13 protein-coding genes are annotated in these 20,508 nt (G+C 50.7%); all 13 read right to left on the bottom strand.

The genetic code is table 11. From position 1 onward, the window contains the following. Nucleotides 1-846 (bottom strand): formylglycine-generating enzyme family protein (locus OGX67_RS09565; protein WP_286526381.1); only part of this gene is annotated, 846 nt, incomplete at its 3' end. Further along, nucleotides 843-3,059 (bottom strand): ATPase, encoded by a 2,217-nt coding sequence (locus OGX67_RS09560; RefSeq protein ID WP_268046659.1) that lies wholly within the window; start codon nucleotides 3,057-3,059, stop codon nucleotides 843-845. The genes OGX67_RS09565 and OGX67_RS09560, both read right to left, overlap by 4 nt. Before the next feature lie 15 nt (nucleotides 3,060-3,074). Beyond that, nucleotides 3,075-5,582, bottom strand: a complete 2,508-nt coding sequence (locus tag OGX67_RS09555) for a type VI secretion system Vgr family protein (protein ID WP_286526379.1) — start codon at nucleotides 5,580-5,582, stop codon at nucleotides 3,075-3,077. 295 nt (nucleotides 5,583-5,877) lie between these two features. Beyond that, nucleotides 5,878-6,525: an Ssp6 family T6SS pore-forming effector gene (locus tag OGX67_RS09550; protein WP_003024432.1), complete on the bottom strand. Its 648-nt coding sequence runs from the start codon at nucleotides 6,523-6,525 to the stop codon at nucleotides 5,878-5,880. 76 nt (nucleotides 6,526-6,601) lie between these two features. Beyond that, the gene (gene tssH / locus OGX67_RS09545; protein ID WP_257651805.1) at nucleotides 6,602-9,226 is read right to left on the bottom strand and encodes a type VI secretion system ATPase TssH; all 2,625 of its coding nucleotides are present in this window, start codon (nucleotides 9,224-9,226) and stop codon (nucleotides 6,602-6,604) included. Nucleotides 9,227-9,388: 162 nt separating this feature from the next. Then, nucleotides 9,389-9,880 carry a type VI secretion system tube protein TssD gene (gene tssD / locus OGX67_RS09540; RefSeq protein WP_003024437.1) on the bottom strand — a complete coding sequence of 164 codons (492 nt, stop codon included), beginning with the start codon at nucleotides 9,878-9,880 and terminating at the stop codon, nucleotides 9,389-9,391. A gap of 16 nt (nucleotides 9,881-9,896) precedes the next feature. Then, nucleotides 9,897-11,552, bottom strand: a complete 1,656-nt coding sequence (locus OGX67_RS09535; RefSeq protein WP_268046649.1) for an OmpA family protein — start codon at nucleotides 11,550-11,552, stop codon at nucleotides 9,897-9,899. 3 nt (nucleotides 11,553-11,555) lie between these two features. Beyond that, nucleotides 11,556-12,197, bottom strand: a complete 642-nt coding sequence (gene tssL / locus OGX67_RS09530; RefSeq protein WP_003024441.1) for a type VI secretion system protein TssL, short form — start codon at nucleotides 12,195-12,197, stop codon at nucleotides 11,556-11,558. A gap of 5 nt (nucleotides 12,198-12,202) precedes the next feature. Beyond that, entirely contained in the window at nucleotides 12,203-13,540 is a 1,338-nt protein-coding gene (tssK, locus tag OGX67_RS09525; RefSeq protein ID WP_268046646.1) for a type VI secretion system baseplate subunit TssK, read from the bottom strand. Nucleotides 13,541-13,563: 23 nt separating this feature from the next. Next, nucleotides 13,564-15,093 (bottom strand): type VI secretion system contractile sheath large subunit, encoded by a 1,530-nt coding sequence (tssC, locus tag OGX67_RS09520; protein WP_268046644.1) that lies wholly within the window; start codon nucleotides 15,091-15,093, stop codon nucleotides 13,564-13,566. Nucleotides 15,094-15,158: 65 nt separating this feature from the next. Further along, the gene (tssB, locus tag OGX67_RS09515) at nucleotides 15,159-15,656 is read right to left on the bottom strand and encodes a type VI secretion system contractile sheath small subunit (RefSeq protein ID WP_257651803.1); all 498 of its coding nucleotides are present in this window, start codon (nucleotides 15,654-15,656) and stop codon (nucleotides 15,159-15,161) included. A 466-nt stretch (nucleotides 15,657-16,122) separates the two neighbouring features. Next, nucleotides 16,123-17,985: a bifunctional glutathionylspermidine amidase/synthase gene (gss, locus tag OGX67_RS09510; protein WP_103856756.1), complete on the bottom strand. Its 1,863-nt coding sequence runs from the start codon at nucleotides 17,983-17,985 to the stop codon at nucleotides 16,123-16,125. Between the two features lie 153 nt (nucleotides 17,986-18,138). Next, nucleotides 18,139-20,427, bottom strand: coding sequence for an FdhF/YdeP family oxidoreductase (locus tag OGX67_RS09505; protein WP_268046642.1), 2,289 nt, complete (start codon nucleotides 20,425-20,427; stop codon nucleotides 18,139-18,141). Nucleotides 20,428-20,508 lie beyond the last annotated feature (81 nt).

Below are 20,508 nucleotides of genomic sequence, written 5' to 3'. Positions count from 1 at the left end.
CTGGCTGCGCAGCACCCGCGTGTAGTACCCGTCCGGGTCTTTAAATACCGGCTGCTCCGGGCCCTGCGGGTCTTTTACCGGAGAATGGCTGTAGTATTCCGGGTCATACCAGTCCTTCATCCATTCCCAGCCGTTTCCAGCCATGTCGTAAATCCCCAGCGGATTGGGGGGACGGAAATCACGTGGAAGCGGGGATAGCCACTTGAGGGTTGAGCCTGTCTTTTTGGCATACTCTTCAGTATCCAGCTCAGTGGCAATGTTGATGCCCTTGCGGTTTTCTATACGTATCGTGCCGTCATCGGTGGGCGCCACCACATATTTACCCCGGCTACGCGCCGCGTATTCCCACTGCGCCTCCGTCGGCAGCGAGAACGGCAGGCCCGTTACCCCTCCCAGCCAGGCGCAGTACCGCTCCGCTTCGTTCCAGTCCACATGCGCAGGTGCATCCGGGATTTGTCCCATCTCGTTCCACTTCTGCCGGGTGATACGCCCCTTAACCTCCCGGTCCTTCAGACCATTCCAGGCCAGATAAAACTGGTACTGCTGGTTGCTGGCTTTAAATTTACTCAGCGAATAGCTGCTTAACTCCACCCTGTGTAATGGTTTGCTGTCTTTACGCCCGTCGTACTGCAGTCTTTCCACGCCATACTCTTCGCCAAAATCCCCCATCAGATATTCACCTCCTTCCACAAATACCTGCTCTGACTTTATCTGCGCCACAAATTCCTGCAGCCGGGCCTGGTCTTCCGCACTGTGCAAGGGTGTGACTGAGGCAGCTTTTTGATCGCAGCCAGCCATCGCGCTGACAGCCAGACTCAGGAGTAATAACGGGTATTTTATCTTCATGACCATTCCTCAGAATTTGTGCCAGACAGCGGTGAAAATGTTCCCATACGCGGATAAAAGGGGTTATCCGCCGTCGTTAAGCGATACGCAGTGGTATTGTTCATCGTCAGGGCATATCCCCAGGCAGGCGTCGTTCTTAATCTTTTATAGATAAGATCCATTTCACTGACTTTATCGAAACCTTCCTGGAGAAAACGCCTTACCGCGTTCATTGAATTTTGCGCCTCCATATATTTCAAGGCAGAGTTACCCTCTGCCATGTCACTTCCACTGGCATTAAATCGGCTAAATATCTGGAACCACTCCCGCTGCGTCTGAATGGATTGCAACACAACAATAATCGCCTGCTTGCGATCCTGATAAATATCGATGAGATAATCACCGCGATTATCAAAATCAACATGATCTGCGGCACCATGGCGGGTAAGCAGGTAGAGTAATATTCCTTTGGCCTCAGGGGTACGCATCAGAAGTAAATCGGGGCTCTTAATAATATTTGCTGCTAACTGATTTCTTCTTTCAGACTCATCAAAGACGGATTCAATATTTTCAATTAAGGAGTTAAATTTCTCCCCTATTGACTTGACCGTTTCACTGCAAGCTGATAATCCATTTTTAATTGAACCCTCTATATCCGAAAGCAACAAAACACTGACCTGGGTAAATGCTTCAAAAGCTTTCTGTGCCACTATTTCGAAAAAGGCGTAGTCTAATCCATAAAGCTGATAAATGAGCCATTTTGAAAATTCATAAAATTTGTCAAAATCCACTTCTGCTTCAAAACTGCCTTTTGCCCCAATCCCGACACAGAGGCTGGCGGCTATTTTGAAACAAAACTTACCGTTAACAAAATCACACTGAAAAGTACCACCAATTCCGGCGCCGGCCATTCCGACCAGGCTTTCAGTAAAGGTACAAAAATCGGCGAACTCGTTAGCTTCTTTGGCATCGTCTCCGGTCTTGCCCTGGCGTACGGTAAGTTCCGGCGGCTGCAACCACTGTACTCCACCTGCGAGCTTTAGTTCTGCGCGCGCGCCGCCAAACGCTTCTGCGCTCACTTTGGCGCCATCTTCGTTTTCCTCTCTAGCCTTATGAAAAGTCGCTCCTGTCACATGCCGTTCACTAAATCTCGGTAGACGCCCGGCGCTGTTACCCATAATCATTTGCTTACCGCCATAGGTGGTAATCTGCAACTGCGCTTCTGCCTGGGCAGAGGCTCCCACAAAGCCAATCAGTGAGGTTTTCAGATAGACTCTGAGCATTCCCATTTTTAATGGTTCAGTTCGATTTTCAGGTTGAAATGTCAGGCTCCAGCCAATACGATCCGGAAGATAAAATGTCGTTTCAACAATGCCAGAAGCCAGAGAAAGCGTGGCCTTGAACTCACCTTTGATAGCCAACTCGCCGGTTGCTGGATCCCATTCCGCTGAAGCCGCCAAATTAGACGAGCAGCGCATAAACTGTGCGCCAGCTGAAAAATCGATAAACTGACCAATTTCTTTATGCGAAACCAGACTGTTATTCCAGCTATCTGCCCAGCCCGTTAACGTCTCATCTATTAGTTTTTTATCGATTGGATCAAAAATATTTATGCCTTTATTTTCAAACTCCAGATCTTTAATTTGTTTTTTTAATTTAGAAACTGAAATTCCTGTGATGTTACCATTTTCTCTCTTTAGGATATTATCCGCATCAGATTGTTTAAATTTTACTTTATGTCTGACTCCCGCCCCCAAATTATCAACATATCCTTTCTTTGCAAAAGCATAGCGTTTCTTAGTACCAGCGCCACCATTTTTTCGAGAGATGGGGATGAGTTCAACAACATCCTCATAACCTGCCCCCTCAGACGAAAATTTTCCCATAATCTTTTGTAAAGCATCTCTTTTTTCACTCAAATCAGCTTCTTTATGAGTGACATTACTCTCTTTGTCAGTAAGAGCGGCACTTTCCTCTATTTTCGAATTTAAAACACCAAATTCCTCAACAGCTTTAGAGTATTCCTCGTTAGCCTGATGGAATTCATCAACTGCCGTCATTATTTCACTGGCATGCTCATCAAGATTTTTCGCTGCTGCCGTCGTTAGGAATAATAATTCCTGATTTTCGGTGCAATAATAAATATCACATGATTCATGTGATATCTGTACGGTGTTATTTTCTTTTTTACTTAATTGATTCTCTGCTACGGGTAATCTGGATGTATCGCTCATGATACCAACCTGGTTTTATTCAAAGAATAACTTCATAGTCTGAGGTTCAAGGCCGTAATGAGATTGGGTATATCCATTCTCATCAGTCACACCACGAATAGTTTCACCACTTTCAGTTTCAATACGATATTTAATGTACGGTTTAGGCTTACCATCCCCTTTATCAACGATCTGAAAAGAACCATTCATAGGGTATTTATATTGCGGGTCAGAAACAGTCATCGGCTTAAGCGCTTTTTCCAGGATACCTACTCCGCCCCACTGGATATCAGGACTTTTTAGCTTAAGACTCCCCGGTGCGCCAAGCTCGATGGATCCATCTTTGATTTTTATATACGCTCCGCCAGTGCTGGTAAGCGTAATTCCCTGTTGGGCGTTTAAAACAATGTCACCATTAACGCTATTAATATTCATCGTTTTATCTGACTGCAATCGCATGGCATCAGTTTGTGCCTGAATATCGACCATTCCTCTGGCGGCAAAAATTTTCATCCCCATTTTTTGGGCAAACAAACTGATTGCCTCGCCGGCGGCAACGGTCAGACGTTTAAACAACGTCAGATCTGCGTTCTCACCTGTCGTTACGGTTAGAGAATGACCCGCTGTTAGCTGAATATTTTTGGGTGTGGCCGCACCTATACCAGCAGGTGCATTCAGTAACAAACCCGCCCCTTTTAGTTGCGCCAGCGTTTTCGTCAGTTCTTGCTGCGAAGCAATATCAGCATCAAGTGAACCTGATACTTTGGCGCTGTTCGCTAAAGCTGTAACCAGCTCGAGTGCATTTTGCAACTCAGCTATTGCAGCACGCATATCCAGCATCTCTCCCTGAGCCTGCGGCTGGTTATAGGCACTAATTAAAACCCCTTTCCCGCCGCGTACCGCCACCCAGTCATCTGTGCGCAGCTCGGCTCCCTCGCCCCGCAGCGCACGCTGTGCATCCACATTATGCCCCAGGTTCAGCTGCGTCTTGCCGCCGTACTCGGTGCTGAGCTTGACGTGCTCCTCGCCCCGTTTGTCTTCCATGCGCAGCTTGTTGTTCGCGGGTGTGCGAATGACGTTGCGGGTGTGGTTTGCCTGTGTCACGTGGTCAGGATGCCGGGAGTCGTGCAGCGCGTGGGCTATATAGGGCCGGTCCGGGTCACCTTCATGGAACGCCACCGCAACTTCTGTGCCCTGTATCAGCGGGAAGTGAATCCCGTAGGTGTCGCCGCCGTAGGGTTTGGCCAGGCGCAGCAGCATGCTCTCGTAACCCTGCTGTTTGCTGTCCTGGTCTGCATCGAACTTCACCCGGTACAGCCCCTCCGCCGTCTGATGCGCGTAGATATCCCCGCTCTTCGGGCTGCTGACCCGTGCCGTCAGCGTGCCGCTAACCTTCGGTCTTGCCTTCAGCGCCGGACGCCAGCACTGCGTCTCACTGTACGGCACCGCCGCCAGCATCACCCTCAGCGCATCCTTCCTGCTGCCGCTGAAACCGGCCCGGATGACCACCACCGGCTGCTGCAGCACGCCCGGCAGCGTCGACGGCACGCTGTTGTCGGTTATCGTCAGCACCTGTCCCGGACGTAACCCCGCATCCGTGCTGAAACCCGTTATCAGCGTCTGCTCCGCCAGAAAACGCTCGTGGTCCAGTCGCGCCCAGAAGTTCCCGGTTTCCGCCGCCGGATCGAATGCATCCCCGGTTTCAAGATGGCGCGGTTTGTAGTGATACACCTCGCCATAGCGCATTTCCTCGCCTTCGCCGCCGGTGATATCCGCCCTCGCCGACTGCAGCACCTTCTGCGCTTCGCGGTGGTTATAGTCTTTTGTCGTCACTCCCGCCGGTGCCACCTGGTGCAGGATGTTCAGTCCCCAGACGGAGTCCGCCCCGCTGTCGCTCATTCCTGACGGGCTGTTCAGCGCCAGCCGTTTATCAAACTCATAGGCGCTCTGCTGGTCTGCAAAATGCACCACTTCCGTCCGGGTGTCCGGCTGCAGCGTGAAGAAGTAAAATATCCCCACTTCCGCCAGCAGACGCTCAATAAACGCCAGGTCGCTCTCCTGGTACTGATTTATCTGTTCACGCTTCGGATAAGTCTGAGTCAGCGTGAATTCATACTCCCAGCCATGCAGGGCGTGCTCCTGCAGGATTTCACTCACCACTTCCGGGACCGATTTGTTTATGAAGAAACGGTGCGTGCGGAACTGTTTATCCAGCAGGGAGAGATAAGGCTCAATGATGATTTCATGGCTGACCTGGTCGCGCGACCCCGTCAGACGCCGGAAATGGGTCACCACGCCGTGGACGAATTTCACGGGCAGGGCATGCAGTAATTCCCCGCCTTTCATGGTCAGCAAAGCCGGCTGGTTCAGGAACATACCGGCAGTCAGCTCTGAAGCGCTGCAGGTAAAACGGACTGAATAATGGTAACGGACGCTTAACTGCTCCAGCCCCTCAAAACGTTCCACATCCAGTTCATGCGGGCATGAAGAAACCGATAAACTGTAGCGGTTAAGCGTGGGCCCTGATGCTATTTCCATATTCATAGCGTTAACTCCGTTTAATAAACTATAATTACGCGTTTATAAACCATAATAAAAACTGAATAAAACAGTTTTCCATTAAATAAAAATCACAGATAATCATCCCAATTACTACGTACGTGAGGCCAGCCAAATTTCATCATAAAATACCCAAAAACAATCAATAAAAAACCTCCCGCGCCCCATAAATATCTAAATCCATCGTCAGAAATAAAGAAGAACCAAATAGAAAAGGCAATACCAAACATACATAAGATATTACCAGCCAGATATGAAAAATAATACATTAAATATCTGGCTATTTCTCTAAACTTCCCAAGCCGTCCAGAAAACATTGGCAAACCTCATTAAAAAAAACTAAATTTGCATTGTGAAATTCAATTGCTTTTTCAAAAGGTGAAACAAGATCTTCTATCAGAAAATAAAGCAGATCCAGGTCCCCCATATCTTTCAATTTTTGATAATGACCTGGACTCCTTGCAGCCAGATAGCGAGATGTATAGATTGCTCTGGATACTTCCGCTCCCAGCGTAAGAAGCGAGCCTATAGCAGCACCTGAAAAAAATGCCGTGACTAGCCGATTAGAAATAACAGCCCCAATTTTAACGCCAGTTAGCTCTGAGAAAATCATCCTTCCAGCACTATTTCCAGCTATTTTTTCTGCCATTAAAGCAACATCCAGTCGAGAAGAAAAATCATCAATAAAAACTCCAACAACCTGATCTACCAGCTCCTTATTAAATCCCACCTTATTAATAAGTCTGGCAAACCTGTATTTGTCATCTTCATTCGCTCTGCGATGTTCTGTGTCCATAAAATCATAGGCCAAATACCCCATACTAACAGGAAATGATATAAGCCCTTTTACCAAAGCAGCAATAAATCCAGAATCATCAACATTAATAGCTTCGAGCATATCTTTTGCAAGATCTTTAGCACCATCCATATATAGTCCTTTAGCGCAACGCATATCCCGATACAAAATAAAACCCAGCGCTAGTCTTTTCACTGGGTTTTATTTTTCACTTGCTATCAAATATCAGTTCAATTCCCTCTTCATCACGCCAACTTAAAGTAAGTTGCAGAGGTTTTTGCTGCCGGGAAAGATACGTTAACAACTGCTGGCTGAGCACTGGCAAGATTTGTTGACTCAGCAGGCTGTCAATATTCCTCGCCCCCGTATCCGGTAGCAGGCAAGCGGCGGTCAGGGCATCAAAAAGGTTCTCGGATATCGTCGTGGTGATACCGTAGTGGCGCTGCAATCGCTGGCTAACCTGATCCAGCTTCATTTGTACAATGGTGCGCAGCGCTGGTTCACTGAGCGGGTGATAGATAATGGTCTGGAAACGTGCCAGCAGCGCCGGCTGAAAATGGTCGCGCAAAAGCGGGCGCAGTAGTTCATGCAGATCGGGCTCTGCCGCTTCCGGCTGTTCTTCCAGCAGCTGCATCACGGCATCGCCGCCAAGATTGGAGGTCATCAAAATAACGGTATTGCGAAAATCAATTTCACGGCCTTCGCCATCGCGCATGAAACCACGGTCAAATACCTGATAAAACAGGTTCATGACGTCGCGATGCGCTTTTTCGACTTCATCCAGCAGTACCACGCTATAGGGGCGCTTTCGCACGGCTTCGGTCAGGATCCCTCCCTGACCATAACCCACGTATCCCGGAGGCGAGCCCTTGAGCTGGCTCACGGTGTGCGGCTCCTGATATTCAGACAGATTAATGGTGATCAGCGATTTTTCACCGCCAAACAGAATCTCGGCCAGCGCCAGCGCCGTCTCCGTTTTCCCGGTACCGCTTGGTCCGGTAAGCAGAAACACACCCTGCGGGCCGTTTTCCGGCGTAAGACCCGTTTTTGATGCGCGCAGTCGTTGCGCGATGGCATTCAGCGCATAATCCTGCCCGACAACGCGTTTTCCCATCTGAGTTTCAAGCGTCAGCAAGTCTGTCTGGGAGTCCTTCATTAATGAAGATAATGGTACACCAGTCCAGTCGGCGATCACCGTTGCGACAGTGCGCGCGTCTACATCCGGAAACAGTAAAGGATGACCCTGCTGAAGCACACTAAGCTGCTGCTGCAATTCAACCGTCTCCGCCTGACGGGAAATATCACGGCGGCTGGCCAGCAGTTGCTCAGTGAGCGCTAATTCCTGACCGTACTGGGTTTCGCGTTCATCTAACTCGACAAGCAGACGATTTTCATGCTGTTCAATGCTGGCCAGCCTTTCACCATGCTGACCATTTCCTAGCGCGAGATCGGCAAGCAACGCCTGCTTTTCAATTTCAAGCGCAGTTATCTCCGACTTCAAACGCGTCAGTGGTTCCGGAACGGTATCAAGGCTCATCCGCACTCTTGCGCCTGCGGTGTCCAGCAGGTCGACGGCTTTGTCGGGTAATTGCCGCCCAGTAAGATAGCGGCGAGAGAGCGTAACGGCGGTTTTAACCGCGTCGTCGGTGATGTGAACGCCATGGTGTTCCGCATAGCGTGATTTCAGACCGCGCAGCATTAAACAGGCAGTATCATCATCCGGCTCATCCACTTTCACCATCTGAAAACGCCGCTCCAGCGCAGCATCACGCTCAAAATACTGTTTATATTCGCTCCATGTGGTCGCCGCAATGGTTCGTAATTCTCCTCTGGCCAGAGCGGGTTTTAGCAGGTTGGCTGCGTCTGCGCCTCCCGCCTGATTACCGGCCCCAATGATGGTGTGTGCTTCATCGATAAAGAGCAAAATCGGTATTGGTGATTGTTGAACGGCATCAATGATATTTTTCAACCGCTGCTCAAACTCACCTTTCACTCCAGCCCCCGCTTGAAGCAGCCCAAGATCCAGCGTGCGTAACGTCACCGCCTTCAGGCTATCCGGCACGTTACCTTCCGCAATACGCAGCGCCAGCCCCTCCACCAGAGCGGTCTTGCCGACGCCGGGTTCCCCAACCAGAATGGGATTGTTTTTTCGCCGACGGGACAGCACATCCACCATTTGACGAATTTCATTATCGCGACCAAATACCGGGTCGATACCGCCGGCATGCGCTTTCGCGGTAACGTCCTGCGTAAATTTATCGAGCACGCCTTGTAATGCTGGCGACAACATCGATTCAGCCGGTCCAGGACGCGGTTCATCATCAAAGGAAACCTGCGCCAGAGCGGCTTCTTGCTGTCTTTCCGGCCGCTCATCAGACTGGACATTTAATAGCGGCAGGAGGCGTTCCAGTTGAGTATGTCCTGCGCTCAGAAGAGGCCACAGGCCATCGCACTTCAGCAATGACGGCTTGCCTACCAGCGCCATCAGCAAGTGCACACCCCGTATCTGCGAATTTTCATCCGTTGCGGCGCATAGCCACGCTTGTTGCATTAAAGAAAGAAGCGCATCAGACAACTGCGGGCGGCTTTTCACGGAACGAGGCTGAACATCCAGATGCGCCAGCAGCGACTGCCAGAGATTGTCGATATCCCATTCATAGCGACGAGCGATGACGGTAATATCGCCCTCCCCCTGCTCAAGCAACTTCAGTAACCAGTGTTCAGGCGTGATTTCTGCATGCGCGCGCGTCTGGCATAACGATGCTGCCGCTTCAAGCGCCTGAGCGCAGTAGGGGTTGAGACGACGTAATAACACTGCTGACTGGTGTTCCATTTGGTTCCTGACTCCCTGTATTCAGGCATGCTACCGCCCGTGGCCGTAATCCAATGCCCATAAGGTAATAAGTGACGTTGATACTCTCTGCTTAACCCCCACTCCGGACGCTCAGCAGAGGGCATAAAAAAACGGATGAGGAAATCCTCATCCGTTAGTGCATTACGCGGTGGTACGCTCGTTCCAGGCGTCAGAATGGATAATGTTGCCATCCTTATACGTCCAGACGATCTTCTCGTAGCGCAGTTCAATCTGCTCCAGGTGGTTGTGCTTCTCTTTAGCCGGATCCTTGATGTCGTACATCACAGGGTTTACTTTCACCACTTTCACGTTGTGCAGAGTGGTGTTGAAGTATTCCACTTCCTGACCCGCATCATTAATGCGATACCATTTGAACTCTGCCTGGCGCAGGGTCTGACCGGTCGTTACAGCCTTATACAGATACGGGCTGGAGGCATCGATTTCCTTCGTGAAAAGGAATGGGGTATGGATACGCGTCCCGGTCAACTTTCCGGTGTTGTTATCGGTAGGGATGTACAGGTTATGTTCCTGAGCCACTACTTCGATACTGCCCACACGGTCTTTCACGTCAACAGAGCCTTTGATATCCGCACCGCCGTCGTCTTTCAGCCAAAGGTAGACTGGAATTGCCATAACTTTTTCTCCATTTTTACTTCGCTAATGCGTCACCGCCTTCCGGTGACGGTTTCTTCATTCCCGGTACCCGACAGGCATCAGCCTGCGGTACCAGACTGATCTCTACACGGCGGTTGGCAGCCCGACCCTCCGGCGTATCGTTGGTTTTGTAGGGACGTGATTCACCGTAACCCTGAACGGCAAAGCAGCTCTCTGCGACGTCACCGGTATCACGCATCCAGTCGCGAACAGATTCCGCACGTTTGAGAGAGAGCTGTTGATTAGATTTATCGTCACCCACATCATCGGTATGCCCGGCGATGACTATCAGCCAACCGGGTCTGGCTTTGATATTGACCAAAGCTCGAATGAGTACTTTTGTTGAACCCGCTTTTAGCGCCCATTTGCCCGTATCAAACAGCGACATGCTGTTGAGACGCACGGTTTGCGGGGAGATCGCTTTTGGTTTTTCAGGTGGCAACCAGTCGCTGATTGCGGCCTGCAAAGGTGGGATCAATCTCATCCCCTGGTACAATCCCATTGAAAGAGAAAGGGGTTCGCCGCGCTGATACCAGCGATCAAGCCGCTGCGCATCCCGACGAAGTTGATCCTGAGCCTGAATCTTTGGCTCGACAGGATTGCCGCTAAGATGGCGGTATAGCGTCAGATGATCGTTTGTGATCCTGATGAGATGCTGGTTATTGATAAAGCTGCATGCCATCGCCAGTCCGACAAAAATGCCGCATAGCAGACCACTTATACCCAACGTTCGTTGAAATGCTGTCAGCGCCCGGCGGCGGGATAAAAAAGGCAATGCTAAATCAGGAAAAGGCAGCAGTTCGGACGCTGCAGAAACCGCAGGAGAAATCGTTGTCCGATCGGTGATATGCCGTTGCCACAGATTATTTTCACAGACCGCTAATGAGGTGAAACACACAACCCGTAAAGCAGAGAAAAGTGGCGGAACATGGCGCTCGGCGTCGCCCTGCTCCTTCTTCAGCCAACCCAGTAAAGTATCTAACCACACTGCATGTGTAAGATGAGAATGGCGAGCAGAGTGCTCTTGCGATGAGAAAGGAACACAATCATCTAATCCTGTAGCCGACTGCACTTCAGCATCCTGAGGGGTGCGAATAAACCAACGTACAGTCTCATTGCATTGAGGAGAATTCAGCCAACAACACAGCCAAAATGGCGGTATACCAGATAACCAACGCCGACTCTGGGTCACCACCCGCCGCCAACTGAGCAGCATGTGCTTAAGCGCATCTTCATCATTATGCCGTTCCGGGATTAACGCCAGCATCACGGAGACACGCATAAGAAGCCCCGGACGCTGCACAGCTATCTGACGAACCAGAGCACTATAATGCTCTGGGGATTGAACAGATAAATACCAGCCCTGTGAACTCTCGCAGGAATCGCCACGTCCGGCAAACAAGGGGGCAGTATCGCCACATACCAGCACAACAGGCCCACTGAAACTCTCTGGAGGGAGCGGAACGTCATGAGCAGACGTCAGCCGACCATACTGGCGCCAGCCATAAACGATTCCAGGAATGGAAAGCAGTAAAATAAAGACGGTAAGACCACTGCGAACACCTGCACTTAACGGACTGAATCCCCAGACCAGCAACAAAGCCAGCACGGTCGCCAGTACATAGTTCACGATCCCTCGCAACTGAGCCATGTCTTAACCCTGCCCAATAAGCTGAGCAATCTGCCCTTGTAAGACATGAGAAAATGTGAGCCATAAAGCACCTAACGCCAGCGCGCCGACAAGCCATGCCAGCCACCAGCGGCGCTTACCGCCAGAGAAGCCGGAAGCCCGCATAATTACCGGCGCATCGTGCTTTAATTTAAAAGGCATCGCCTGAGTCGCCAGCGCCTCAAGAACATCTTCGCGACGTTCGTCACCTTGCTCACGATAGCGCCCCACAAATCCGAGCGTGATTGCGCGATAAAAGCAGGTTAATACGGCGGTATCAGGAACGGGCTCGCGCAGAACGGTGCGAATACGCTCCCAAAGTTCTTCCCCGGCATTGGTGGTGTTGAAATAGCGGGCCTGTAAAGGTGTCGCAAGCCAGGTGATATAACCGCTATCCTGACGGTTGCGGTTCAACACGCTTTCATCCAGTAATGCACATTGCGTATAGAGCATGTGCTCAACGCTGTGTTCGCTGTATCCCATATCACGCAAGGCCTCACGTGCAGAATCAATCCATTGGCAGGCCTGGCGATAGAAAGCAGCCCCATCGTCAACTTCCGGCCCATCGCGTAATTGGCTTACAGCAAGCCAGGTTGGCCAGAACACCTGATCAATATCCTTATTCATTTATTTCAATCCCTTAATACTGCAAAGAGCTCAAGTTGAATCTCTCCCAACGTTCCCGGCACATAGAAAGCGCAATTACCGGCATCCAGCATGGACTGGGCGGCTGGATGATTAATCTCAAGAGCAAAATATTGATTTTCCAGTCGTAGTGGGATAGCGGCGGGTACATGCGTCAGCGGTTTTAATGGAATGCCGCTGAGTGCCACATTGACGACATCTGACACATCAGCCCGACTTCCTGCTTTACACAGATGTGGAAACTGCGTCAGGAGGACATGCGCAGGAAGAGGCGAACGAACGGAAAGATAAAAATCAGCGCCTTCACGCAGCCGTGCATCCGACAGAGCGCCATACCAGAACTGCCGCTCCTGCGTCAGTTCAATCGCGACAACGCGAGATGGCAGGCTGGCTTCCAGTAGTTCCACCAGCAGTGCAAACAGTGGCGGGAATACCTGCTGCGGATTTGCGTGCTGGTATGGAGGTACAACGCTGACATCATTCTCTAATGAAAAGGTCAGCAGGCTGCCGGCTAACCGCGCCAACTCCCGCCACAAAAGCTCGGGGTGACGACCTGGGTTTTGCAGCATTTCTTTCAGAACAGGCTCCGAGCTATTAAGCGCATTCAGCAGCCAAAACAATGAAACGTCTGCTACCGCAAAATCCGCCATTCGTTCATTACTTTCACGGCGCAAGGCCATCAGGCGGCGACAACGGGCCTGGATACGGTGTACCAAATCACCGAGCGAATTGATTAATGAGGGGCTCGCTGAGAGTGAAAGCGAGGGTGGTAAAAAATCGTGCCCTAATTCCCATTGCCCCTGAGCATTACGAATAAGGCAAGCTACCGGACAGGTGAGATAAGCGCTGTTATCGTCGTGGGCATACCGGAGGGTAATAGCATGCCGCAGCACCGCCATATCAGTCTGCTCCTGGCCTGCGAGATCCTGCACTGGCAGCCATTCCTGCTGCCAGCGACACGGGCGGCTAACGCCGTTGCCTGATGAAAGGTTACCGCCATTAGCCGAAAGCAGCGGCAATGCCAGCACGATATCAACGCTGTTGTAACCAGTAAGGTGCGATAAATCACACGCCGGAGGCAGGTTATCTGAAATACCTGTATCCACTAACGTACCGTCAGGGAAGCGCACCACCAGATTAACGGGATTCAAACGGGAAACCGTTAGCGCACTTTCGTCAAACTCCGCGCTGATGACGCCCCACGGTGATGAAAGTGACATGTGAGCCACAACGTCAGCGACATAGGCATCCCAACGAGTCTGTTGCTGAAACTGCTGGGGAGCCAGAAAGGCCCCCTCGCTCCATAACGGACGATAGATCTTCATCGCACCTCCTGTGCGCTGCGTCGTTAAGATTTCGACTTAGGCATTTGTGAAACTAACGACAGACTGACGTCCATACCTTCAACCTGGAAATGCGGAATAGCGTACAGGCGCACGCGGAAGAAACCGGGGTTATCCTCAATGTCCTCCACCACGACACGCCCATCACGCAGCGGGTGTGATGCCTGTAAATCATCGCCAGGATCGGTCATTTCGGTTACCAGACTGCGCAGCCAGTTGTTAAGTTCAAGCTCAAGCAGACGGCGATCTTTAGTCGTGCCAATGTTTTCTCGCTGCAGGATTTTCAGGTAGTGAGCGATACGAGAAAGCAGGAAGATATACGGCAGACGTGAGTTAATCCGACTGTTAGCCGTCGCTTCCGGAGTATCAAACTGTGCAGGTTTTTGAGCCGAGTTAGCAGAGAAGAAGCAGGCGTAATCACGATTCTTATAATAAGAAAGCGGAATAAAACCGAGGTTGGCGAATTCAAACTCGCGGGTTTCCGGAATCATTACCTCAGACGGGATTTTCACCTGATTACCTGTACCTAAATCGTACAAATGGATAGGCAAATCTTTAACCGCGCCGCCCGCCTGTGGCCCACGGATCTGGACGCACCAGCCATTCTTGATAAAACTTTTCACCATGTTCACAGCGAAAGAGAAAGAGGCACTGGTCCACAAATATTTTTCGTGATCCGGCCCCTTAACTTCTTCAACATAGTTAAAACTGCGTACCGGCACCGTATCTGGGCCATACGGCAGGCGACCCAGCACACGCGGCATAGTCAGCCCGATGTAGCGTGAATCATCGCTATCACGAAATGCTTTCCACTTGATGTATTCAGCACGTTCGAAATAATCATTGATGTCTTTTATGGCCGCGACTTCTTCCATATTTTCTTTCAGGAAGAATTTCGGCCCAACGGCACCAATAAACGGCATATGGCAAGCAGCCGACACGCCAGAAATATTGCGCAGCAGTGCAATATCCTGCGGACTGTTATCAAATTCGTACGCTGAAATCATTGCCGCAATGGGTTCGCCGCCTGGTTGATCATATTCTTCAATATAAACATGGCGGTATAACCCACTCTGGATAAGCTCCGGCGCGTCGTCAAAATCATCACGCAGCGCATCCTTGCTGATATCCATCATTTCTACACGGACATTTCGGCGAAAATCGATGCCGGTGATCATCGAATGCAAACCACGCCAGAGCGATTCTTGTTTTTGAAATTCAGCATGGTGCATAACTTCATTAACCTGGTCGCTAATTTGCTTATCCAGGCGAGCAATCTGCTCATCGAGCAGCGTTTTATCCAGGCGCTCTACGGGCTGTGCAGCATCCGCCAGACATGAAACCAGAACCTGAATCGCAGCGGTCACGCGTTCAGCCGGAGCGGCATCAGATAGCGCTTCATCGCTCTGCCACGCATCGACGTTTTTTAATGTCGAAACAGGGGCAAGATTAATTTTGTCAAAGAGGGATTGATAAACGCTACGTTCACTGGTCGTGGTGGTCGCGACTGAAGAGGTATGTTCCTGAACAGACATCAACATATTCCTTTTATGATCCTTTACTATTCCTGCCGATTTAGCGGAGGAAACCCTGTATAGCCTTAAATCTCTTCCGGCATCATCGTTGCCAGTTCATCACGCAATTCCTGACTCAAGTCCGGATCTTTAAGGATGATTTCCAGCTCGCGACGAAAAGCGGCGTTATCGAGTAAGTTAGATTTCAGGTCACGCAGTAAGTTACGCATAGCTAACAAAACGCGTAATTTTGGGATATTTCTTGCGACCTGTTCGGGTTCGAAATCGCGGATATTTTTAAAGGTAAGGTTAATATCGTCCTTTCTGTCATCACCAGCCAACGTATTTTTAACACTCAAATTAACCACTGGTGAGAACTTAGCTAACACATCATTAAAATTATTCTTATTAATATCAACCTTTTCGCGCTCCGATAATGGTCGTTGTTCTCTACCATTACTGAAATCCCCCACGGTCAAAAGTTTTAACGGCAATTCAACCTTTTTTTGCACGCCTCCGGTATGTAAATCTAACTTAATATTAACGCGTGCTGTCGGCACTTCATTCTGAAAACTGTCACCCATACGTCCCTCTCAGACCGGCGATTCCTGCCGATATTGTGCATTTCCTGACGGAGCATTTTCTAATCGCTCAACGTGTTTCTTACAACGTCATTTCTGTGGGCAGTCAATAATGACTGTTAATGACAATTAATGATTATAATTAGTACGCAGTCGGAATCCGATATATTCCACGGGAGAAAACTTGATCGATATCACTAATCAACCAAATAACACATTAGTGTTTATTATTTAAAATTAAAATCAATAAAATATTTATCTGATACAAGCGACGAAAATTAATCATTGGTGAATATATTCATTAAACGAATGCATTTAAGTTATAAGACATTAATCTTAAAAATATTTACGCCCTTATATATACATCACGAAACTTATTTAAAGTTAATCAGCACCAATTTAACTATAAATAAAAAAGCCGGAGATATACTCCAGCTTTTCGTATTTCAATCAAGAACATGCCAAAAGATTACTCTTCCTTCACCACAATCAGCGGCTCGATATCGCTCTCTTTCTTAATCACCAGCGACTCATCGCCGCGCAGGCAGGTACCGCCGTAGTTACCGCCTACGGTGAAGGTACAAACCTGAATATATTTACCGGCAATGTTTGGCAGACACCAAAGCTGCTGATAAATGTTCTTCTGCTCGGCAAACTTACCGCTGGTTTTATCCAGCAGCTCTTCCTGATGACTCACCAGATCGATGTTGCTGCCACAACGTCCTGCAATAGGTTTCACCGCATAACCGGTTTGCGCCAGCTCATCATTAACAGTGAAATCGGTATCAAGCAGATAGCGGTGGTGCGGGAACAATTGCCACAGAATCGGCAGAATCGCTTTGTTGCCAGGGATCACCGTCCACAGAGGTTCGAAGACCAGCACTTCCGGGCGCAGCAACACGTCGATTAAACGCACTTCCTGATTCGTATGCCCGGTACGAATTGGTACCGCAGCGTACTCTGTTTCGCTGACTTCTCGCACCTGCTCAATCGCGGTTTCCCACGCCCAGGTTTTCCAGACACAGTTCACCAGGCGACCATCACCGTCAATCAGTTGACCAGCATCATCCCAACGTAGCTCATCGAGGCCACGCAGAATTTTGCTGTCAAACCCGGCCTGACGCAGCGCCTGCTGCATAAACTGCGCGTGATAGTTTTCTTCGATATCCTTATCCTGCATGATGTGGACAAACGGACGTGCGCGGCTGTGCTTCCAGGCACCCGCCAGTTCGTTGATCAACCCTTCAGCCGGGTTGTGTCCCTGCCCTGTGTAGCCACGCTCGGCCCATCTTTCGAGAATCAAGCCAGCTTCGGTATGGCACGAGGCGGAATCGGCGTTGTACTCATACACCTTCAGTCCACGTTCATCCATACAGAAATCCATACGACCCGTAATCATATGATGCCGACGACGCTGCCAGGAAAGGCGCAGGCGCGGCCAGAGGATTTTCGGGATATCGAACAGCGCCAGCAAGTTATCGTCTTTCAGCACCTTGTCGGTCGCGTGCAAGTACATCAGGTGCAGCTCGTTAGTGGCTTTGATCAGCTCCTGCTCGGCACTTTCGGTAATGGTGAAGTACTGATGCGGATCCTGATTAATCACATGCCCATTCGCCAGCACGTAGGCTTTTTGCAGCGGATCCTGTTCATCCAGCCATTTACCGTCAAACTGCCCGTTATCTTCCAGTCGCGCGCCGCCAATTTTCAGTGAGTCACTGGCGATCTCCGGCTGCGGCAGGCTGTAACGAGTATCCTCGGTCTGGATCATCCAGCCAAGGATGGTGGTGTCGTCAAAGGTATCCCTCAGGGTGTAGCAACCGTTTTCAACCACCATCTCCAGCTCGCGGGTCCACTGCTGTCCGGGAGGCAGCGGCGTATGGAGCACGTTCTGTTCGGCAATACGGATTTTGTTTTCCAGCAACTGGGTGACGACCGCCACATGGCCGGTATCTTTAAATTCGCCGCCTTTTTGCCAGATAAGCAACGCGCCTGCTACCGGTGCGCGGGGTGAACCATTGGGAAATGCCTGTAACGGCAGGATATTGTCATTCACCACTTCACGTAGGAAGCGTAAGGAGAAGATCTCCCAGGCCATGCCTACATCGGTGAAGACCACGCCATAGTTAAGGAACAGAAAGCGGCGTGCAAACTCTACGCACTGCCATTTGTGGCCCATGTATTCGTCGTCGATATAGCTGCGAAATGCCGCATCATCGTCGTAGTCCCGTGGGTCGAGGGAGCTGTAATCTGAAGAGTAGATTGCTACGCCACCTGGGGCGTAGCCCAATAATGTCCCGAATGGGGCATCCTGACTGGTCGTTCCTTTGCTCATGCACCTTACCTCAAAACAATACAGCCTGAGCAGGTTGGCGTGAATTTTTCGCTCTGATTGCCTGCTCTGCGACACTAACCGGACAGAGGTCGACATCATCATACACCTCAACGCAGCGACTGGCGCTCAGAGGCGAAAAATTCACAACAGGAACTACACCTGGGTAAGGATTACCGGCACGCTTTTATAGGCCGGAGTCAAACTTTGTGTATCCACCGCATCCAGCGACAGCAGGACATTCGCTTCCGGCAAATACGCGCCAATTGAGCCCGCCGCCATGTTGTAAATCACCACCGTTAAGCCGTACATGATGCGATCCGCGCAGGACTGACCGTTGTCGTCCAGCGCCTGAACGTTGACCACATCACCCTGGCTCAGACCGCGGCTCATCGCTTCTTCGGCGCTTAAAAACACCACATCCCGACGACCGGTAATGCCGCGATAGCGATCGTTCATACCATAAATCGTGGTGTTGTACTGATCGTGGCTGCGTAGCGTCGCCAGTATCAGCGTATCGGCAGGCTGATTTTCCCGCTCTACCGCCCGCTGATGGCTGACGATAAAGTTGGCTTTGCCATTCTCCGTTCGCCATTCACGGCGCGAAGCAGGCGTATCCATACGAAATCCGCCCGGCTCGGCAATACGGGCGTTGTAGTTGTGGAATGCGGGGATCACGGCTTCAATGGCGTCACGGATCAGAGCGTAGTCCCCGGTTAACGCTTCCCAGTTGATCGGCGAAAGCGGCAGCGTTGCGCGCGCCATGCCCGCCACAATCGCGGGCTCGGATTTTAGCCAGCGGGAAGCCGGCTTCAGCGCGCCACAGGACGCGTGGACCATCGACATTGAGTCTTCGACGGTCACAGACTGAATGCCCGTCGCCTGCAGATCGCGCTCGGTTCTACCCAACGCGGGGAGCAGATAGTTATGTTTTGCCAGCAGCAGGTGCGATCTGTTCAGTTTGGTCGCCACATGGACCTGCAGATCCAGATTTTTCATCGCCGCAAAGGTACGCTGCGGCTGGGGCATCGCCACCGCCAGATTGCCGCCCATGCAGATGAGCGCTTTTGCATCGCCCCGCTCGATGGCCCGAATACTCTCCACGCTGGAACGGCCATGATTACGCGGAACACGGATAGAAAAATACGTCTCAAGGCGTTGCAGGAAATCTTCGGACGCCGCTTCGTTGATCCCCACAGAACGATCGCCCTGCACATTAGAATGACCGCGTAACGGGCAGATTCCCGCCCCAGGCTTACCTATATTGCCTTTCAGCAGCAGCAGGTTTACCAGTTGCTGGACGTTCTCAGTGCCGTTTTTATGCTGGGTGATGCCCAGGCCGTAACAAACAATCGTGGCGCGGGATTTACTGTAGCTGTGCGCCAGATCTTCCATCTGACTGCGCGTCAATCCCGAGTCCTGTTCCAGCTCCGCCCAGCTACGCTGGCGTAAGTCATCATACAACGCGGCATATCCAGCGGTATGCTCTTCGATAAACGCATGATCGAGCGTCGGCTGCTGATCCAATAAGATCCGCGCTTCGTCCATTTCGATTAGCGCTTTCATGATGCCTTTGAGCAGCGAAGCGTCACCGCCCATTTTTACCTGGTAGTAGTCGTTGCTCAGCGCCGTCGCCTGACCGGTGAACATCTCTTTCGCGCTTTGCGGGAAGCTAAAGCGCTCAAGCCCCCTTTCGTTCAGCGGATTAATGGAGATAATTTTAGCCCCGCGTTTGGCAACGTCGCGTAAGGTGGTCAGCATGCGCGGATGGTTAGTGCCAGGGTTATGCCCGATACAAATCACCAGATCGCAGTGGTCAAAGTCCTCAAGTTCAACGGTTCCTTTTCCAAGGCCAATGGCCGGCGTTAACCCTGCGCTGGTCGGTCCGTGGCACATGTTTGAGCAATCAGGGAAGTTGCTGCTGCCATATTCGCGGGCAAACAGCTGATACAGGAACGCCGCCTCATTTGACGTTCTGCCAGAAGTGTAAAACTCAACCTGCTGGGCTGAATCATAACTGCGCAGACGCTCGCCGATTTCCTGGAAGGCGATATCCCAATCCACCGCCTGCCAGGTGTCGGACGCTGCATCGTATTTCATTGGATGCGTCAAACGACCGATATTTTCCAGTTCATAATCGCTGTAGTGCCAGAGTGTGGAAACCGGATGACGGCTGAAAAATTCCGGTGACGCTTTCTTGTTGGTTGTCTCCCAGGAAACCGCCTTAACGCCATTTTCGCACAGCTCCATCTGTGCCCGATGGCCAGGGTCCGGCCATGCACAGCCCGGACAGTCGAACCCTTTCACCTGGTTCATTTTAAACATCGCGATAATATCGCGGGCGACAGCCTTTTGCGAAAACAGCGAAGCAGTGACGGCTTTTACCGCGCCCCACCCACCCGCCGGGCCCTGATAACCGCTTACTCCTGGAACACCCTTTTTCATTATTACTGCTTATTCACCGCCAATTTTTGATGGTGAATACGGTAGCAATTTCCGTGCAACAATGATTTCCTCTTCATGGAG

This window comes from Citrobacter sp. Cf118 (assembly GCF_030334095.1).
GTDB lineage: Bacteria > Pseudomonadota > Gammaproteobacteria > Enterobacterales > Enterobacteriaceae > Citrobacter > Citrobacter freundii.
This window is presented reverse-complemented; position numbering and strand designations above follow the sequence as displayed.

Excerpts from the sequence above, each read along its gene's own strand:
- gss (WP_103856756.1), bottom strand. The coding sequence starts at position 17,985 with ATGAGCAAAGGAACGACCAGTCAGGATGCCCCATTCGGGACATTATTG.
- tssK (WP_268046646.1), bottom strand. The coding sequence starts at position 13,540 with ATGAAGATCTATCGTCCGTTATGGAGCGAGGGGGCCTTTCTGGCTCCC.
- OGX67_RS09555 (WP_286526379.1), bottom strand. The coding sequence starts at position 5,582 with ATGAATATGGAAATAGCATCAGGGCCCACGCTTAACCGCTACAGTTTA.
- tssH (WP_257651805.1), bottom strand. The coding sequence starts at position 9,226 with ATGGAACACCAGTCAGCAGTGTTATTACGTCGTCTCAACCCCTACTGC.
- tssD (WP_003024437.1), bottom strand. The coding sequence starts at position 9,880 with ATGGCAATTCCAGTCTACCTTTGGCTGAAAGACGACGGCGGTGCGGAT.
- OGX67_RS09505 (WP_268046642.1), bottom strand. The coding sequence starts at position 20,427 with ATGAAAAAGGGTGTTCCAGGAGTAAGCGGTTATCAGGGCCCGGCGGGT.
- OGX67_RS09550 (WP_003024432.1), bottom strand. The coding sequence starts at position 6,525 with ATGGATGGTGCTAAAGATCTTGCAAAAGATATGCTCGAAGCTATTAAT.
- tssC (WP_268046644.1), bottom strand. The coding sequence starts at position 15,093 with ATGTCTGTTCAGGAACATACCTCTTCAGTCGCGACCACCACGACCAGT.
- tssB (WP_257651803.1), bottom strand. The coding sequence starts at position 15,656 with ATGGGTGACAGTTTTCAGAATGAAGTGCCGACAGCACGCGTTAATATT.
- OGX67_RS09535 (WP_268046649.1), bottom strand. The coding sequence starts at position 11,552 with ATGGCTCAGTTGCGAGGGATCGTGAACTATGTACTGGCGACCGTGCTG.
- OGX67_RS09560 (WP_268046659.1), bottom strand. The coding sequence starts at position 3,059 with ATGAGCGATACATCCAGATTACCCGTAGCAGAGAATCAATTAAGTAAA.
- tssL (WP_003024441.1), bottom strand. The coding sequence starts at position 12,197 with ATGAATAAGGATATTGATCAGGTGTTCTGGCCAACCTGGCTTGCTGTA.